This is a genomic window from Sulfurimonas paralvinellae (assembly GCF_014905135.1).
GTDB lineage: Bacteria > Campylobacterota > Campylobacteria > Campylobacterales > Sulfurimonadaceae > Sulfurimonas > Sulfurimonas paralvinellae.
On the sequence record NZ_CP041406.1, the window covers coordinates 1,151,319 to 1,166,119 of the forward strand.

Annotated in this window: 14 protein-coding genes; 4 read left to right on the plus strand and 10 right to left on the minus strand. The window is 28.8% G+C overall.

Annotated elements, in window-relative coordinates; all coding sequences use genetic code 11:
* Positions 1–164: 164 nt before the first annotated feature.
* From FM071_RS06015 to FM071_RS06030, 4 genes are read left to right on the plus strand one after another with little or no spacing between them, the layout of a single operon-like run.
* Positions 165–410 carry a hypothetical protein gene (locus FM071_RS06015; RefSeq protein WP_193109826.1) on the plus strand — a complete coding sequence of 82 codons (246 nt, stop codon included), beginning with the start codon at positions 165–167 and terminating at the stop codon, positions 408–410.
* On the plus strand, positions 410–718 hold the full coding sequence (locus tag FM071_RS06020; protein ID WP_193109827.1) for a hypothetical protein: 309 nt from the start codon (positions 410–412) through the stop codon (positions 716–718). The genes FM071_RS06015 and FM071_RS06020 overlap by 1 nt, the downstream gene beginning before the upstream one ends.
* Positions 712–1,206: a relaxase/mobilization nuclease domain-containing protein gene (locus tag FM071_RS06025; RefSeq protein ID WP_193109829.1), complete on the plus strand. Its 495-nt coding sequence runs from the start codon at positions 712–714 to the stop codon at positions 1,204–1,206. The genes FM071_RS06020 and FM071_RS06025 overlap by 7 nt, the downstream gene beginning before the upstream one ends.
* 30 nt (positions 1,207–1,236) lie before the next feature.
* Positions 1,237–2,301: a hypothetical protein gene (locus tag FM071_RS06030; protein ID WP_193109831.1), complete on the plus strand. Its 1,065-nt coding sequence runs from the start codon at positions 1,237–1,239 to the stop codon at positions 2,299–2,301.
* Here the strand turns inward: FM071_RS06030 and FM071_RS06035 are convergent.
* The 10 genes from FM071_RS06035 to FM071_RS06080 form a co-directional block, all read right to left on the minus strand.
* On the minus strand, positions 2,291–2,881 hold the full coding sequence (locus tag FM071_RS06035) for a hypothetical protein (RefSeq protein ID WP_193109833.1): 591 nt from the start codon (positions 2,879–2,881) through the stop codon (positions 2,291–2,293). The two genes, FM071_RS06030 and FM071_RS06035, sit on opposite strands and share 11 nt — an antisense overlap.
* A complete protein-coding gene (locus FM071_RS06040) occupies positions 2,874–3,782 on the minus strand; it encodes a DUF5655 domain-containing protein (protein ID WP_193109835.1) in 909 nt (302 codons plus the stop codon). The genes FM071_RS06035 and FM071_RS06040 overlap by 8 nt, the downstream gene beginning before the upstream one ends.
* Positions 3,779–5,029 carry a restriction endonuclease subunit S gene (locus tag FM071_RS06045; RefSeq protein WP_193109837.1) on the minus strand — a complete coding sequence of 417 codons (1,251 nt, stop codon included), beginning with the start codon at positions 5,027–5,029 and terminating at the stop codon, positions 3,779–3,781. Before FM071_RS06045 ends, FM071_RS06040 begins: the two co-directional genes overlap by 4 nt.
* Positions 5,022–6,509, minus strand: a complete 1,488-nt coding sequence (locus tag FM071_RS06050; RefSeq protein WP_193109838.1) for a type I restriction-modification system subunit M — start codon at positions 6,507–6,509, stop codon at positions 5,022–5,024. The genes FM071_RS06045 and FM071_RS06050 overlap by 8 nt, the downstream gene beginning before the upstream one ends.
* Positions 6,499–7,188 carry a metallophosphoesterase gene (locus FM071_RS06055; protein ID WP_193109840.1) on the minus strand — a complete coding sequence of 230 codons (690 nt, stop codon included), beginning with the start codon at positions 7,186–7,188 and terminating at the stop codon, positions 6,499–6,501. Before FM071_RS06055 ends, FM071_RS06050 begins: the two co-directional genes overlap by 11 nt.
* On the minus strand, positions 7,185–8,111 hold the full coding sequence (locus FM071_RS06060) for a hypothetical protein (protein WP_193109842.1): 927 nt from the start codon (positions 8,109–8,111) through the stop codon (positions 7,185–7,187). Before FM071_RS06060 ends, FM071_RS06055 begins: the two co-directional genes overlap by 4 nt.
* On the minus strand, positions 8,108–10,633 hold the full coding sequence (locus FM071_RS06065; RefSeq protein WP_193109843.1) for a sensor histidine kinase: 2,526 nt from the start codon (positions 10,631–10,633) through the stop codon (positions 8,108–8,110). Before FM071_RS06065 ends, FM071_RS06060 begins: the two co-directional genes overlap by 4 nt.
* The gene (locus FM071_RS06070; protein WP_193109845.1) at positions 10,633–11,829 is read right to left on the minus strand and encodes a DNA cytosine methyltransferase; all 1,197 of its coding nucleotides are present in this window, start codon (positions 11,827–11,829) and stop codon (positions 10,633–10,635) included. The genes FM071_RS06065 and FM071_RS06070 overlap by 1 nt, the downstream gene beginning before the upstream one ends.
* A gap of 89 nt (positions 11,830–11,918) precedes the next feature.
* A complete protein-coding gene (gene hsdR, locus FM071_RS06075) occupies positions 11,919–14,252 on the minus strand; it encodes an EcoAI/FtnUII family type I restriction enzme subunit R (protein ID WP_193109847.1) in 2,334 nt (777 codons plus the stop codon).
* A 113-nt stretch (positions 14,253–14,365) separates the two neighbouring features.
* On the minus strand, positions 14,366–14,767 hold the full coding sequence (locus FM071_RS06080) for a hypothetical protein (protein WP_193109849.1): 402 nt from the start codon (positions 14,765–14,767) through the stop codon (positions 14,366–14,368).
* Positions 14,768–14,801 lie beyond the last annotated feature (34 nt).

The window sequence follows — 14,801 nt, forward strand, 5'->3', positions numbered from 1 at the left end:
GTATATTTTTTCAAAAAAAATCTTTATAAATATCAATAAAGGACTAGAATCATATAATTTTTAAAAAATGCGAAAAACACCCCAAAAAAAGAACACTTTTTAAAGGCAAATCATGAATGCATATAATAAAATTTTCCTAATCAAAAACAAAACAAAGGAAAGTTATGAAAATAATTTCAGAAAAAACAGAAATAGAACCGATAGGTTTGAGACCAAAAATTGCCGCATTTTATTTAGCTATCGGAGTAAGTACTCTCTGGGCATTAGCCAAAAAAGAAATATTAACACCTATTAAAATTACCCCAGGTGTTACAGTCTTTTCGAAAATGGAATTAGATGAACTATTTCAAGAAAAGCTCCGTATTGCAAAAACTAAGCAAGAAAATACTGAGTCTACAATGGAGTCATAATGTCAAAATTAAAACAAATAAAAGTAAATGTCACATGTACTGATTATGAAACAATACAACAGCAATCTGCCAAAAAAAATGTGACAATGGCAGAATATATTCGTCAAAAACTAGATATAACCATTGGTACACATGCTCCGCCTGCTTCGTCTACTTATTTTCAAAGAGCAGACCCTGCTCTACTTTTTGAACTAAATACTATTTCAAAAAGTTTAAATATTATTGCAAGTAATATTACAAAAGATATAGAGATTGATAGTTTTTTACTCGTTTCCATTTACAAACAGGTAATGAGTTTAAAATGTTAATTCTATTCGCAGGCACAAATGATGGCTGGGGGAACTATGTGATAAATGGAACAAAGAAGAAACCAAGAAATCACGAAAAGATAAAGGTTTTGAGAGGTGATATTACTCTTGGTGACCATATTACAAATCACCCAAACTATAGACAAAATGCTTATTCAATTATTTTAAGTTTCAAAGGAAAACCTTCTATAGAGACAATGACCCAAGTTCTTACCGAATTTGAACAGTTTTTTATGCATGGATTTGAAGCTTATGAGTACCATTTTGATGCAGTTTTGCATATGGATACAGATGATTATCATATTCATGTCCGTATTCCTAAATTCAATTTATATACGGGAACTCAACTGCAACTGTATTTGGATAAGAAGGATAGATATCGAGTTAATCTTATTCGTAATCTTATTGATATAAAATATCATTTAGAAAGTCCGCAAAATAATAGACAACTTATACAAGAAGAACAAGATTTTCACACTGCACAATAGGAAAAAAACAATAAACAAGAATCTAGAAAGATGAGTCGCTCAGTAATAAATAATTTCATAAGAGAGCTACATCAGGCATCCCTTATTAATTCTTTATCAGATGTAAAAAATGTATTAGAAGATACCAACTTAAAAATAATTAATACAGGCCATGACTATAGTCGAGACTTATATTATATAACAGTTCAAAATAAATCTGAAAAAATAAAACTGACAGGAGATATATATAGTGCATACTTTTGGAAATATAGCAGAGAAAATAGAGAAAAACAAGTTGCAAATAACAAACAATATAGAGGAAGCTACAAATATAGTCCAGAAGAGTATAAAAGAGTTTCAGTTAAGCTCTACATTGCACTTGAAAAACGCTCAACAGAGATCAATGAAAGATATAGAAAACCAAGAGAAAGAGCTGCTAAGAGACTTGATAATTTACAACAAAAAAATCAAGAAAACATTATCCATCAGACAGAATCTTTCAAAAACAAAAGAGCAACAACTTCTCATACCAATTTTAGGGGTTCTGGCACTTACACTGATCGTTTTATTAATGCAAAGCTTGCAAATCAAAGAACAAAGAACACTGAGCAAATGGTTGATTCCAAATCAGTACAGGTTGAATCAAAAAGATGGACGATATATAGTTATACCATCGAGCAATCTAAGTTACTCGAAAAAAAGCAATACTTACTACTTAAAACTGGTGAACTAAATGGAAGAATTAACAAAAATATTATACGAAAAAATACACAAGATGGAACAGAACGAACAAGCATTGATAGATTCGATGGACCAAGACAGGAAGCACTATATAAAAAAGCTAAATTCTATATGCAACGAATGGCTCAGACAAGAGACTGTAGAGAGCAATATAGAAAAAAGATTGCAATTATTGGAAAACAATGTGTTGATATTGAGCAAGACTTCAACTCATCTATCACAAAAATTGACACAATTATCAAAGTTCTTACAGAAGAAACCACAAATACAGGAATAGTCAACACTCCAAAAGAAACTAATACAAAAAGATTTGACTTGGATGAGACCTTATCTATTGAAGAGTATGCAGAAGAACTATTTAGTCTCAATCTATAAGATATTCAATCTTTAAAATAGCCTTTTTGAGCCCATCATACTTAACTTTCATAGGCTCCAATTTCAATAGACTTGAAAGAGTAATACTCTTTTGAGTTTTTGCTCTCTCATCTAAAATTTTAGTATCTAAAAGATAAAAATCCCATTGTGATAAGTCAAGTGGATTAACACTCTCTTTATCAGTATGAGCCAACACACAAAATATATAAATATCTGACTTTCTTGTTCTGATAGTTGAGTTACTTTGAGAATCACCAGTAGGTTGAATACCAAAGATAATGTTAGATAATTTCTTTTGTTCCCAACTCTGAAGATAAGCTGATGATTTTATCTCTATTTTTAAACCGTTTTTAGTTTGTAAATCATAGGCATCCCATTCTTCTCGTGGGTTATCTAAAACATCTATTGTAGAAGCTACTATAAACTCTGCAAGAACTCCACGAAGTGCATTACCTAGTAGTTCCGAACTAGACCATTGCCAAAAGGATAGTACATCAATAGATAGTTTTTTATCATTAAAGTAAAATTTTTCTTTACCACTTTTTTTTGTAGTATGAATTGCTGATAAATTCTTAGCCATTTTGTTTATAAGATTGCTTCACTAAGCTAATTAAGTAATCTATATCATCTAAACAACTAAAATTGACTTCACAATCTCCATTCCCCCAACTACCAATATTTGTTATATCTTTAACAATATTTTTATAATCATCGAGCTCAGAGAATTTCATATTGATATACATTTTGATTTTCTTATTTTGAATAACAAAATCAACAATATTTCTCTTACCAACAAAAGCTATGTATTGTTTATTTGCCTTAACTTTAATATCACCTAAACTTAGTATCTCATTTTTAATTGTCTCATACAGTTCAACTATTTCTGGAGGTTTTCTCTCTAAATGCTCTTCTTCTGTATATGTTTTAACCTCTTTAGCTACTGATTGGATGTTTGTATCAGATGAAATTGTTTGAATGCTCTCAGTTGATTTTGTAGGGTTTATTTGTGTATACATAACAGTAGAATTTTCAAACTGTTTTATCTCCCACAGTTCAATAGGTAAATCTTTAAAGTTGATAGATTCTCTTTGGTACAGAGTATAGGATGGTGCAATAAAGAGGACTTTTGATTGTGACCAATCTACATCATTTTTTCTAAGATTTTTATTCATACATTCGTTGTATTCTAAGATAAAATCAGCTTTGTTATTTAACATTAACGATAGATAGGCATATCCTTGGTCGATAACACTAAAATTTTTATCTCTCTTATACTCTATAATCACAAATGAGTTACTAGCTTCATCATAAGCTAAAGAATCTAACCTAAAATTATTTAGCGAATATTCACTCTTCACAAACTGATAACCAAATATCATTTCTAAGTTCTGTTCGGTAACTCCTTGAATCTCTCTTTCTAACTTAAAAGCTCTTTGATTTACTTCATCTAATTTTTCGCTACCAATGTTAAATAATCTCATAACTCACCTTTAAATGCTTGGTCTAAAATGGAAGCTTTTAATGCTACTAAACTTTCCATTTTTTCTTTTTGAACTGATTTTATTTTTTCTATTTTTTGTGAAATTTCATCTAAATATTTAACAACTTTTTGTTGGATTTGAATAGGAGGAAGTGGAATATCAATCTCTTTTAATTGTTTAACCGGCGGCATATTTGGTATAGCAGCACCCTTTTTAACTGCATTGAAAAATCCATTATTCATTAAATTATTCCAAAAATATACAAATATTTTATCAATTATAATATCTTTATCCAATGTTAATTTTAATAAGGCTTGGTTAATTATACCTTTTGTATAGTCATTTGGGATAATAGCTAATTTGCCTAAATATACACCAGAACAGCTAATTATTATATCTCCACTTTTTACTTCAAATCCTTTAAGCTCATTAAATTTATCTTCATTAATGAAATATCTTTCCATTGAAAAATCATTATTTAAAGCGTGATATTGTTCATATACTAAATATCCACTTTCAACAAAAAATGACTTCTTCAATGCACTTCCAAATGGACCTCTTTTAATTGATGTTTTTTCTTTAGTTACAACATCTTTCATCTTAGTGTATTTATACTTCCCTTCCAACTCTTCAAAAATATCATTCAAAACACTCCCCATAAACACATCAGCATCATCCATATTTTTTTGATGTAGGGCTATTGATTTATCTATTTTTTCAAAAAGGTTATCTAGTTTAGAAACTATTTTTTGTTGTTCTGAAAGTGGTGGAACAATAATATTCATTTTTTTTAAATGTGTTGGTCCAAAGTTTTTAATTGCTGTTCCCGTATAAGCCTTATTGTATTGGTTTGAAAAGTTATCACTATTTAAAAAGTATTTTAAATATTCTCTATCTAAAGTAAGTACATCATTAGGTCTAAACCTGATAATACTGGTATTAAGCACAGCAGGTAAATCACATTTTCTTACAACTGCCATTTTTCCTAAAGAACCAGATGAAGCAACTAATATATCATTTTCTTCAACTAAAAAATGTGAATATTTTTTTTCAATAGTTTCTAAAGGAAGAAAATTTGTATCTTTTAAATTTAAGGTTTCATCTTTGTTAAATGTTCTAATATTAAGTAATGGAATACCCTCTTTAGACATTTGTTTTTTTAGAATTCCAGGACCTTCTTGAAAGAAAACAACTTCTTTTAAATCTTTATATTCCCATCCATCAGGAAGCTCATACAACTCATTCATCTATATCTTTCCCAATCAATATAGTTTCAATCTCATACATCAAATCATTTATTTCTTTGTTATTTTCTTTAATATTTTCAACTAACTCTAATGGAGATTTATGCTCTATAACTTTGATATTGTTGGGGTTTTTTGCTGATATATCAAACTCTTTAATATCATTGATATTTACTATCCAAGAGTTATCTGTAAGCTCTCCATTTTCCCATACATCTAAAAATTCTTTGAAGTGTTCATACTGGATAGGTTTATTTTTTGTAAGTTTATATGGTGGATTTACTTCATAGTAAAATATATCTGAGGTAGAGCCATTTCTATCAAAGAAGATTACATTCGTTTTAACACCACTATAAGGTAAAAATATCCCTGCTGGGAGTGAAAGTATAGTGTGCACATTAAATCGCTCTAAAAGCTCTTTTTTTACTGCTTGAAAAGCATTATTTGTTTGAAACAATACGCCCTCTGGAATAACTACACCACACTTGCCATTTAACTTTAAATAGTTCATCATATGTTGGAGAAACAGTAACTCAGTAGCATTGGATTTTACAGGAAAGTTTTGTTGGATACTATCGTTCTCTTTTCCACCAAAAGGAGGATTTGCTAAAATACAATCAAATCTATCTTTTTCTTCTAATCCTCTTATATCTTTTGTAAGAGTATTCGTTTTTGAAATGTTTGGTGATTCTATACCGTGGAGTATCATATTCATAACACCCATTACATAAGAGAGTGGAGTTTTTTCATTTCCAAAAAATGTATCTTCATTTAAAAACTTTAACTGCTCAGTTGAAAGTTCTCTTTGCTCATTCTTTTCAACATTGGTATATCTCATATGATTGTAAGCTTCTATGAGAAAACCACAACTCCCCACTGCTGGGTCATATACTGTTTGACCTACTTGTGGATTTACAACATCAGTGATAACTTTAATAAGTGGACGAGGAGTATAAAACTCTCCACTATTTCCACCATCACTCCCCATATCTTTTAGAAGTTTTTCATAGATAAGTGAAAGTTGAAACAGATCAGCTTGATTGTGAAAATCCATAACATCTATAATATCCAACACCTCTCTAAGAGTATGCCCATTAGCGATACGATTATCTAAAAATTCAAAGATAGCACCGATTTTATACTTAATAGATTTAGCATTCTCAGTAATAGACTTGAAACCTTTGAGGTAAGGAAACAACTCTTTATTTACAAATTCTAAAAGGTCTTCACCACTCTTAGCATTTATGAGGTCAATCTTCCCATCTTTCTTAGGACAAGCCCAATTACTCCACTGGAACTTATCATCAAGTATGTAGGCGTAGTCCTGCCCATTAAGTAGTGCCTCATCAGCTTTTGAGTCTTCTAAATCACTAAGAAATTTTAAAAAGAGTATCCAAGATATTTGCTCTGTGTACATCATAGCACCGCTAATACCGTCATCTCTTCGTAGTATGTCTGTTATTCTATTTATTTTACTTTCCATTATTTGCCTTAACACTTATTATTTTAAAAGTTTCTATATTGTAATTATCAAAAATGACTGCACTTAGTTTATTACCATATACACAGCCTGTGTCTATCCCTAATGCAAATTTACTGTGTTTAACTTCATCAAACCATTGATGACCATACACTATAAATCCCTGGTTACCATCATAAGTGTCAGCCCAAAAAATGGAATCTTCATTTTCTTTACCATAAGTTATAAAATTATCATAAGTATCAAGGTATCTCATTCTAAGTATTTTAGAGTTTTCTTTTTTTGTTAAATTGTTTAAGTTGTGATAATTTTGTAGTCCACCATGTAAAATAGTTATGTTTTCATATTTGAAAAACAATGGTAAGTTCTTTAAAAATTTAATATCTTGCTTATCTAAATTTTCAATAATATTTTTTTCATCTTCATCTAAAGATATAGGATTTTTTATATTGAAATTTTCATGTTCTAAGTATCTGACTAATTTATCTTCATGATTGCCTATAACAGATTTTATATTGTGTTCTTGTATATATTTTAGAAGTTTAACAGAGTTTTTACCTTTTGTGATAATATCTCCAACACAAACTTCTATATCACTTTTATCTGGATTTATCTTTTTTCTTAGAGATATAAACTCATCGTAACAACCGTGTATATCTCCATAGACTATTAGTTGATTCATATTTGATTTTTTATATCCACTAAAAGTTTTTTATATTTTCGTATATCTTTTCTAATTTGAATACAATGTTCTGCTGTAAATTCTAAATCTTCACCATTAGGATATTTTAAAATGTTAATACCATCTTCTCTAGGTTCTTCTTCCTGATGTGCAAATACATTTCTTTTATCGATAATTTCTTTTTTATAATTTTCGTGTATAAATTCTATTGTATTACATTTTTGTTTTTTTATTTTAAAAACTGTTCTTGATTTTTTAAAAGTATCATAAAAAAAGTTTTTTTGTAATTCTTCTAAATTTATTTCATCATAAGTACATTCTGAATCTTCAACTTTAACAAGACAATTTAAATTTTTTAATTCTTCTTTTATTTTTGAAAAAACCTTTTCTTTAATATATTTTTTAAAATCGCTATCTGCTTGCGAATTATATTTTTTAATAATTTGCTCTTTTATTCTATCAAGCTCAGCGACCTCTGCCATAATCAAACCACGAAGATTATTAACATCTTGGGTTTTTTTAATTGTAATATCTATAATTTTTTTTACTTTATCTTTAAGTTCATCTCTACTAGAAGTGAAAATACCTTCGACAAAATGTTCATTTAATTTCCTGTTTAACTCTTCATATTGAGATGAGTAAAATACTATTTCGGTATATACTTTTTCATCTCTTATTTTTGTTATTATAGTGTTACCTTCATCTTTTGTTTCTTGATTACCTAAATCTAAATCAATTAATAATAAATCATATTCAGATGTATTTTGACAGCCTATATTCTTTTCAAAATCAGAAAAATTATTTATTTCTTGAACCTCACATACAAAACCTAATCCTTCTATATATTCTGCAACCTGTCTTTTATCTCTTCTAATAGATTTAGGATTGTCTTCAATCCATAAAATTTTATATTCTAATTTCATAATTTAAGCCTTAATAAAAATTTAATACCTGTATCAAGTTTATACACATTTATTGTAGATTGATTCATTTCTTCTAAAATTTCTTTTATGTGGTAAAGTCCCAACCCTGAACCTTTTGTAGTAGTTACACCCATTTCAAAAATTGAATCCTCAGCTATTATTGTATTATCTAAGCCTAAACCATCATCAATATATTCAATTTCAAGATGTTCATCAGTTTTTATAAAATTCAAAGTTACATTTTTTGCTTTTGCTTTTTTTGAATTATTTAGTAAATTATCAATTATTATATTGACTTTGATTGGTTCAAAGCTACAAATGTATTGTAAATTATTTGTATTAATTTCAATTATCAATTCTTTATTTGTTGTTATTTCGTATATATTTCTAATATATTCATCTATAAATTTTACTAAATCTTTTGTAACATTAGATGCTGTTGATAAAAAATCTTCTTTTGTGATATATTTGTTAATCAAGGATATTTTATCTAACTCAAATGATGCATCTTTTAAATATTCATACACTTCATCATTAATACTTGTATTTTTGTTTAACATATCTACAACATCTAAAATACAATCTTTTGCTGTTTTAGTGTACAAGCCTATATGATGTTGAAATGCAATAAGCTCCTTAACATCTTTAGATTGAACTGTTTTTAAATAGGTTAACTCTTCATCTTTCTTTTTATTTTTTAATTTCGCTGCTTCTAGTTCTTTTTTTAATTTTGTTTCACTATTTTTTAATACTAATATTTTTTTGTCAAGTTCCTTATATGATTCTTCTTTATCTATTACATCATCAATAAGTTCATTAGTATTCTTTTTACTAATTAAAAAAGTTATTTTATTTGTTAATCTTTTATCAGCTACAATTTTATATACTTTTTTAACAAATTTTTTTAAATCATTTGATATCGCTGATTGTGGTAATTTTGAGAATTCTTTTAAAAATTTTGTGATATTTTTTTGTATTAATAAATTTTCTTTTTCCTCAAGTAAATATAGTAGTATTTTATCATCAATATTTATATCTAAGCTATCTTTTGCATCAATTCCTATAATCTTAAAGATATTTTTACTAATATTTTTCTTCTTTTCTTCTTCAGATAATAAGTACACTTCTTTATCTTTGTTCCAATTTTTGCTAAAAGTAAGTTCTCGTATATAAGATTCCGTATATTCCTTGGAAACACTATCCCATCGTATTCCATTTACCACATATCTCTCTAATCTTTTAAGTGTTTTGTAAAAAAAACCATTATTCTTTTTTTGAGCTGTTGTAGATTTAGTTGATACATGTATAAGCTGTTTAAACTTTTCATTATGGACAATTCCCTCTCTACTTGATATAACATGATATTGTTCATCTCTATCCTCTATTTCAATTCTTCCAATAACTTCACGATTACTTAAATATCTACTTCTCCCTTGATTTTTTCGCACTTCCATACCAAATGCATCATTATCTATATCTCCATATGGTGGTATTCTAAAGCCATTTATAAACAAATAAACTGAACCAAATTCTACACTTCGCATTTGCATTTGTTTTTGAAAATATGCTTTGGCATATGGATTTAAATACATTAAAATAATTTTAACACCTTTTAAATCAGGAAACTCTGTATTTTTTTCTATAGTCTTAAATACAACCTTATCTCTATCTTTAAGCTGTGTGATTATTTGAGTTCCATCTTCACTAATAACTGACTGTATATATGTTGTATCAAAGTTTAATTTATCAAAAAATTTATTTGTAATTTCACCATTGATTTTTTTATAATATGCAGTTTCATTCTTATCTTCTATTTCTTTTACATGTAAATGTATCTTAAATCCACCACTATCAACTTGACTTTTATTTATTAATTTTTCTAAAGAAGCTTTTAATGTAGAAAATTTTTGATAATTTAAAACTTCATTAAATAAACTATTTTGATTTATTTTTATCCATTTAGTTCGTAGGCTTACTATTTGCACTATTGTACCTGATGTATTTATTTTATAATTTGTCTCATCAAATACTTCTTTCATACTAACTTCTCTTAATTTCATTGGTATTTGATTTATTTCAACACTATAGTCTTCAATATTTTCAAAATCTTCCCAATTAATTTGAAGTTGATAAATTTTTCCTTTTGTTTGTTTAGTGAAAATATTGAGCTTTTTTCCAAGCCTATCACACGAGAACCTACCAATTCCTTTATTCCCAGCCTGTAAGCGATTGTTCTGTGCATTCTGTACTCTTTTTATAGAATATGCTAGGTTTAGCCATTTCTGCAAAATATCTTCTTTAGACATTCCCTTACCATTATCTGATATAATTATCTCATGATTTAAAGTATCTACACTTTTTAAATTTTTAAATTCTACATCAACTTTTGATGCTCCAGCATCATAAGAGTTTTTAACAAGCTCCATAACAGCTACATTATCATCATTTATAAGTTCTTTACCGATGATGTTTTTAATATTAACATGAGATAAAAAGTGGACATCTTCCCATTTTGTTGACATTATAAAATTTCCTTTAAAATTATTCCCGCCTGTTCAGCAAAAAGAGGAGGAATAGCATTACCTATTTGAGTGTATCTAGGTACATCAACTTTTCTTCTTTCGCCACCTGTTGTATATTTTCCCTTAAACTCATAGTTGTCAGGAAAAGATTGTACTCTTGCATATTCTCGTACTGTCAAAATTCTTGGCTCACAATAGTGGATATAATCATCAGGTAAGGTTGTAAGAGTTGGGGTACAAGAATCTTTACACAATGGGACAACCGTATGTTTTTTTAAATTATATTTTTTTCTTAATTCATCATTTATAGACTTATTTGGTTGGGCATTATTTAAAATATATTGAAACTTTTCTACTGTTTCTTTCCTATGTTTAGCAAACCTATGGCTATCAGCTACTTTTTTAGTTAAAGGTTTCCCGCTTCTCATTAGTTTTTGATAGCTACTTTTAGATTTTGAATATAATCCTGCATTAAACCGTTTTGTATCAGGAGATTCTACTTCACCATTTGATTGAAGTAAATCTGAAATTGCTTCACTTAATGAAGTTTTATCTTTAGTTAATTTTTTCTCTTTAAAAAAGTTTGCTCTATTATTTTTAATAGATTCAAAAAAATCTCTAGCCTTACCTTTTCTTGTACCAACTAAAATAAATCTTTGTCTTTTTTGGGGAACACCATACTCTGAAAAATCGACAATAGTTCCAGATACATTGTAACCAAGACTTTCAAGTTTATTAACTACATAAGTAGAATAAGCTTCACCTCGCTTATTTCCCTTTTTAAACCCAATAGTAAAACCTTTTACATTTTCAAAAAACAATATTTCAGGCTGAACTAATTCTACAAATTTTATATATGAATCAATGAGTTTATTTCTATCATCTTTTTCTTTTCTTCTTCCTGCCATAGAGAAACCTTGACAAGGAGGGCCTCCAGCAATAAGTTTAATTTTACCCCTTAAAGCAATTAAATTTTCTTCATGGTTTTTTATGACTTCATTAATATCATGATTCTTTTTTTCTAACCAATTTGGCCACTCGAAGTTTTGATTTTTATCTATTTGATTATATTTTAATGTTTCAAAAGCATCTGCACTTTTTTCTACAGCAAACAAGCCTTTCCAACCTGCATTATGCAATCCTAAAGCAAGTCCACCACAACCAGAAAACAGATCAATATAAGTTAATTTTTTCATTTAATGATAGCTCCTTTTAGTAGTTTGCACGAGTAAATACTGAACCATAGTAAAATATTCATTAATAAGATGTAAAAAAATCAATTTAATCATCTATAAATCTCCCTCTGTAACTCAAAATACTCATCTCTCATCTTAGGGATACCACCAAAGTTATTTGCAACTTCTCTCACACTTCCAAGCCCACTTAAATCAACCAACTTGCCAAGTTTATCCTCATCAAGCTCTTTAACACCATCTTTTTTATATCTCTCTAATATGAATTCTATAAACTCTTTAGCTTTTTCATTATGATGTTTTTCTATAAACTCTGAGTGCTCTACTGCGAAGACTCTCTCGCTTCTTGTTTTAATATCTAGGTTGAAAGATATATGGGTTAGGATGTCGTATATATCACTATTTTGAGCTTCAAATATTACTTTTAAATCATCAAGTTGAGATTCATCTATATTCATCTCTTTTAGCTTGTTTAGTAAATCTTTTCTATTGCTAGGGTTACTCCATATCTCTCTTAATCCATCTTCATCATTGTAAAACTTACCAAGTACACCTATAAGTAGTTCTAGGTAATCCTCTGTTTTTAAAGGTACTCCATCCATACCAACATAGGTTGTTTCAATGTTGATAACTTTGAGCTTTTTACCTTTGATGTCTATGGTTACTTTTTCATTAGTGGGTGCTTCAACTTCAGGTGGCTCAGTTGGTGGTCCACCTTCATCTCCCTCTATTCCTTTTCCTTTCGGTGGTCTTGGGGTTTTTTCTATTGGTTCATCTTCTCCATCCCATTTAGGGTCATAAAATAGATTTGTAGCTCCTACAAAATCCATAATAGTAAAAAAATCTTTCCCCTCAAATACTCTAGTTCCACGACCTATAATTTGTTTAAATTCTGTCATTGATTTTATGGGTGCTGTTAAAACTACATTTCTAACATTTTTGGCATCCACACCAGTTGTGAGCATTTTTGAACTTGTAAGGATAGTAGGTATATCTCTATCATTGTTTTGAAACATCTCTAAGAAATCTCTACCTATATCTCCCTCATCTGATGTTACTCTTACACAGTAGTTATTGTCTTTGATAGTTTTAAATTTATCTATGGCTACTTTCATATCGAGTGCATGCTTTTGGTTTACACAAAACACTATAGTTTTATCCATAGTATTCATATTTTGGAGTATAGTTTTTGCGATTAGTTCGGTTCGTTTAGGGATAACTACTTGCTTTTCAAACTGTTCTAGTTCCACTATCTGTTTATCTAGTTCCCCAGTTATGATGTCATTAGGGTCAAATCTGTACTCATCTATGTTTGTTTGGATTCTTTTTACTTTGTAAGGTGTTAAGAAACCATCATTGATACCATCTTTAAGTGAATATTCATAGATAGGTTCTCCAAAGTATTTGTAAGTATCTCCATTATCATCTCTCTTTGGAGTTGCTGTTAAACCTAAGTGAACAGCACTACCAAAGTGATTTAAAATATCTCTCCAAGAGCTTTCATCATTTGCACTACCACGATGACACTCATCAATAATGATTAAATCAAAAAAGTTAGGTGGATACTGTTTATAATATGCAGTTACATCGTCTTCTGACTCTTCTTCTGTTATATCAATCATTCTGTTTTTATTTTCTGCTATTGATTGATATATTGCAAAAAAGATATTACCAGCAGTTGGAACTTTTCCACCTCTTTTTTTGATAATTTTCCCATTTATCTCAATACAATCTTTCTCTAGTGGATTAAATGTATTCATAGATTGGTCTTTGAGAACATTTCTATCAGCTAGGAAAAGTATCTTTGGTCTTCTATCTGCATTATCTCTGTTCCACTTAGATTGAAATAGTCTATATGCGATTTGAAAAGCTATGTATGTTTTACCAGTTCCAGTTGCTAGTGTAAGTAACATTCTATCTTTATTTCCTGCGATAGCTTCTATGGTTTTTTGAACTGCGATTTGTTGGTAGAAACGAGGTTTCATCATTCCCTCAATATAAAAAGGGTGAGTAATTACATCTTTGGCTTTAGGTGTAACTTTCCTATATTTTCGCTCAAAAAGTTCATCAGGAGTTGGATAGTTTTCAATAAACTGACCTTTACCCTCTAAAAGTGAGTGTTCATATATTTTATGTCCATTAGTTGTATATACAAAATCTATCTTCAATCGCTGGGCATAGTTTATAGATTGTTGTAAACCATCTAGTGGGTCTTTAGATTCAGATTTTGCTTCAATGATTGCAAGGTTAGTATTTTTGTAGGTCAGCATGTAATCCACAAAGTATCTTTTACCTCGTTTACCACCAATAAGCTTTCGTCCATCAGTAAAATAATATTCTCTTACTATGTTGGATTCCAACCAACCGCTATCCTTTATAGATGGGTCGATAAGTTTTGAGCGAGTATCTGATTCTGAGTATGCCATTAAACCCTACTAAAATATTTTAATCTATTTTAGCAAAATTTAACTACTATACAGATGAAAATTCTATAATTCAAAAAGGAAAACATATAGCTAGGTTAATCAAAGTCCTAACTTTAAGAATAAAAAGATTTCACTTTATCTATATTTTCCTGAGATGCTAAAATAGAATCGTCAATTTTTATATCTTTTAGCATCTTGAATCTATACACACTATTCATAGTTTTAAAAGTAAGTAAATCACCATTTATCTCATAATCTTCAAGCATAGATGTTCTAAAAACAACTTCACCAAATCGACCAAAAAAGTATAAAACACCATCTCTAAAAGTAATTTTTCCATCACGGTGCTTATATTCATTTAAAATCTCAATATTTGTTGAATCAATAAACATTACATTAGATTTTTTACTGATTATATTGGGTTTCTTATCGCCCTTATACTCTTTTACTATCTCATCTCCGTTATCATCAAAATCCAAAGTAATATATTTAGCCTGAACCATTTCTGCTATCAAGAAATCTATAACACTTTTTTAGGAGCCACTTTGA

Bases quoted from the DNA above. Each gene is read 5' to 3' on its own strand.
- FM071_RS06015 (WP_193109826.1), top strand. From the start codon at position 165: ATGAAAATAATTTCAGAAAAAACAGAAATAGAACCGATAGGTTTGAGA.
- FM071_RS06020 (WP_193109827.1), top strand. From the start codon at position 410: ATGTCAAAATTAAAACAAATAAAAGTAAATGTCACATGTACTGATTAT.
- FM071_RS06025 (WP_193109829.1), top strand. From the start codon at position 712: ATGTTAATTCTATTCGCAGGCACAAATGATGGCTGGGGGAACTATGTG.
- FM071_RS06030 (WP_193109831.1), top strand. From the start codon at position 1,237: ATGAGTCGCTCAGTAATAAATAATTTCATAAGAGAGCTACATCAGGCA.
- FM071_RS06035 (WP_193109833.1), bottom strand. From the start codon at position 2,881: ATGGCTAAGAATTTATCAGCAATTCATACTACAAAAAAAAGTGGTAAA.
- FM071_RS06040 (WP_193109835.1), bottom strand. From the start codon at position 3,782: ATGAGATTATTTAACATTGGTAGCGAAAAATTAGATGAAGTAAATCAA.
- FM071_RS06045 (WP_193109837.1), bottom strand. From the start codon at position 5,029: ATGAATGAGTTGTATGAGCTTCCTGATGGATGGGAATATAAAGATTTA.
- FM071_RS06050 (WP_193109838.1), bottom strand. From the start codon at position 6,509: ATGGAAAGTAAAATAAATAGAATAACAGACATACTACGAAGAGATGAC.
- FM071_RS06055 (WP_193109840.1), bottom strand. From the start codon at position 7,188: ATGAATCAACTAATAGTCTATGGAGATATACACGGTTGTTACGATGAG.
- FM071_RS06060 (WP_193109842.1), bottom strand. From the start codon at position 8,111: ATGAAATTAGAATATAAAATTTTATGGATTGAAGACAATCCTAAATCT.
- FM071_RS06065 (WP_193109843.1), bottom strand. From the start codon at position 10,633: ATGTCAACAAAATGGGAAGATGTCCACTTTTTATCTCATGTTAATATT.
- FM071_RS06070 (WP_193109845.1), bottom strand. From the start codon at position 11,829: ATGAAAAAATTAACTTATATTGATCTGTTTTCTGGTTGTGGTGGACTT.
- hsdR (WP_193109847.1), bottom strand. From the start codon at position 14,252: ATGGCATACTCAGAATCAGATACTCGCTCAAAACTTATCGACCCATCT.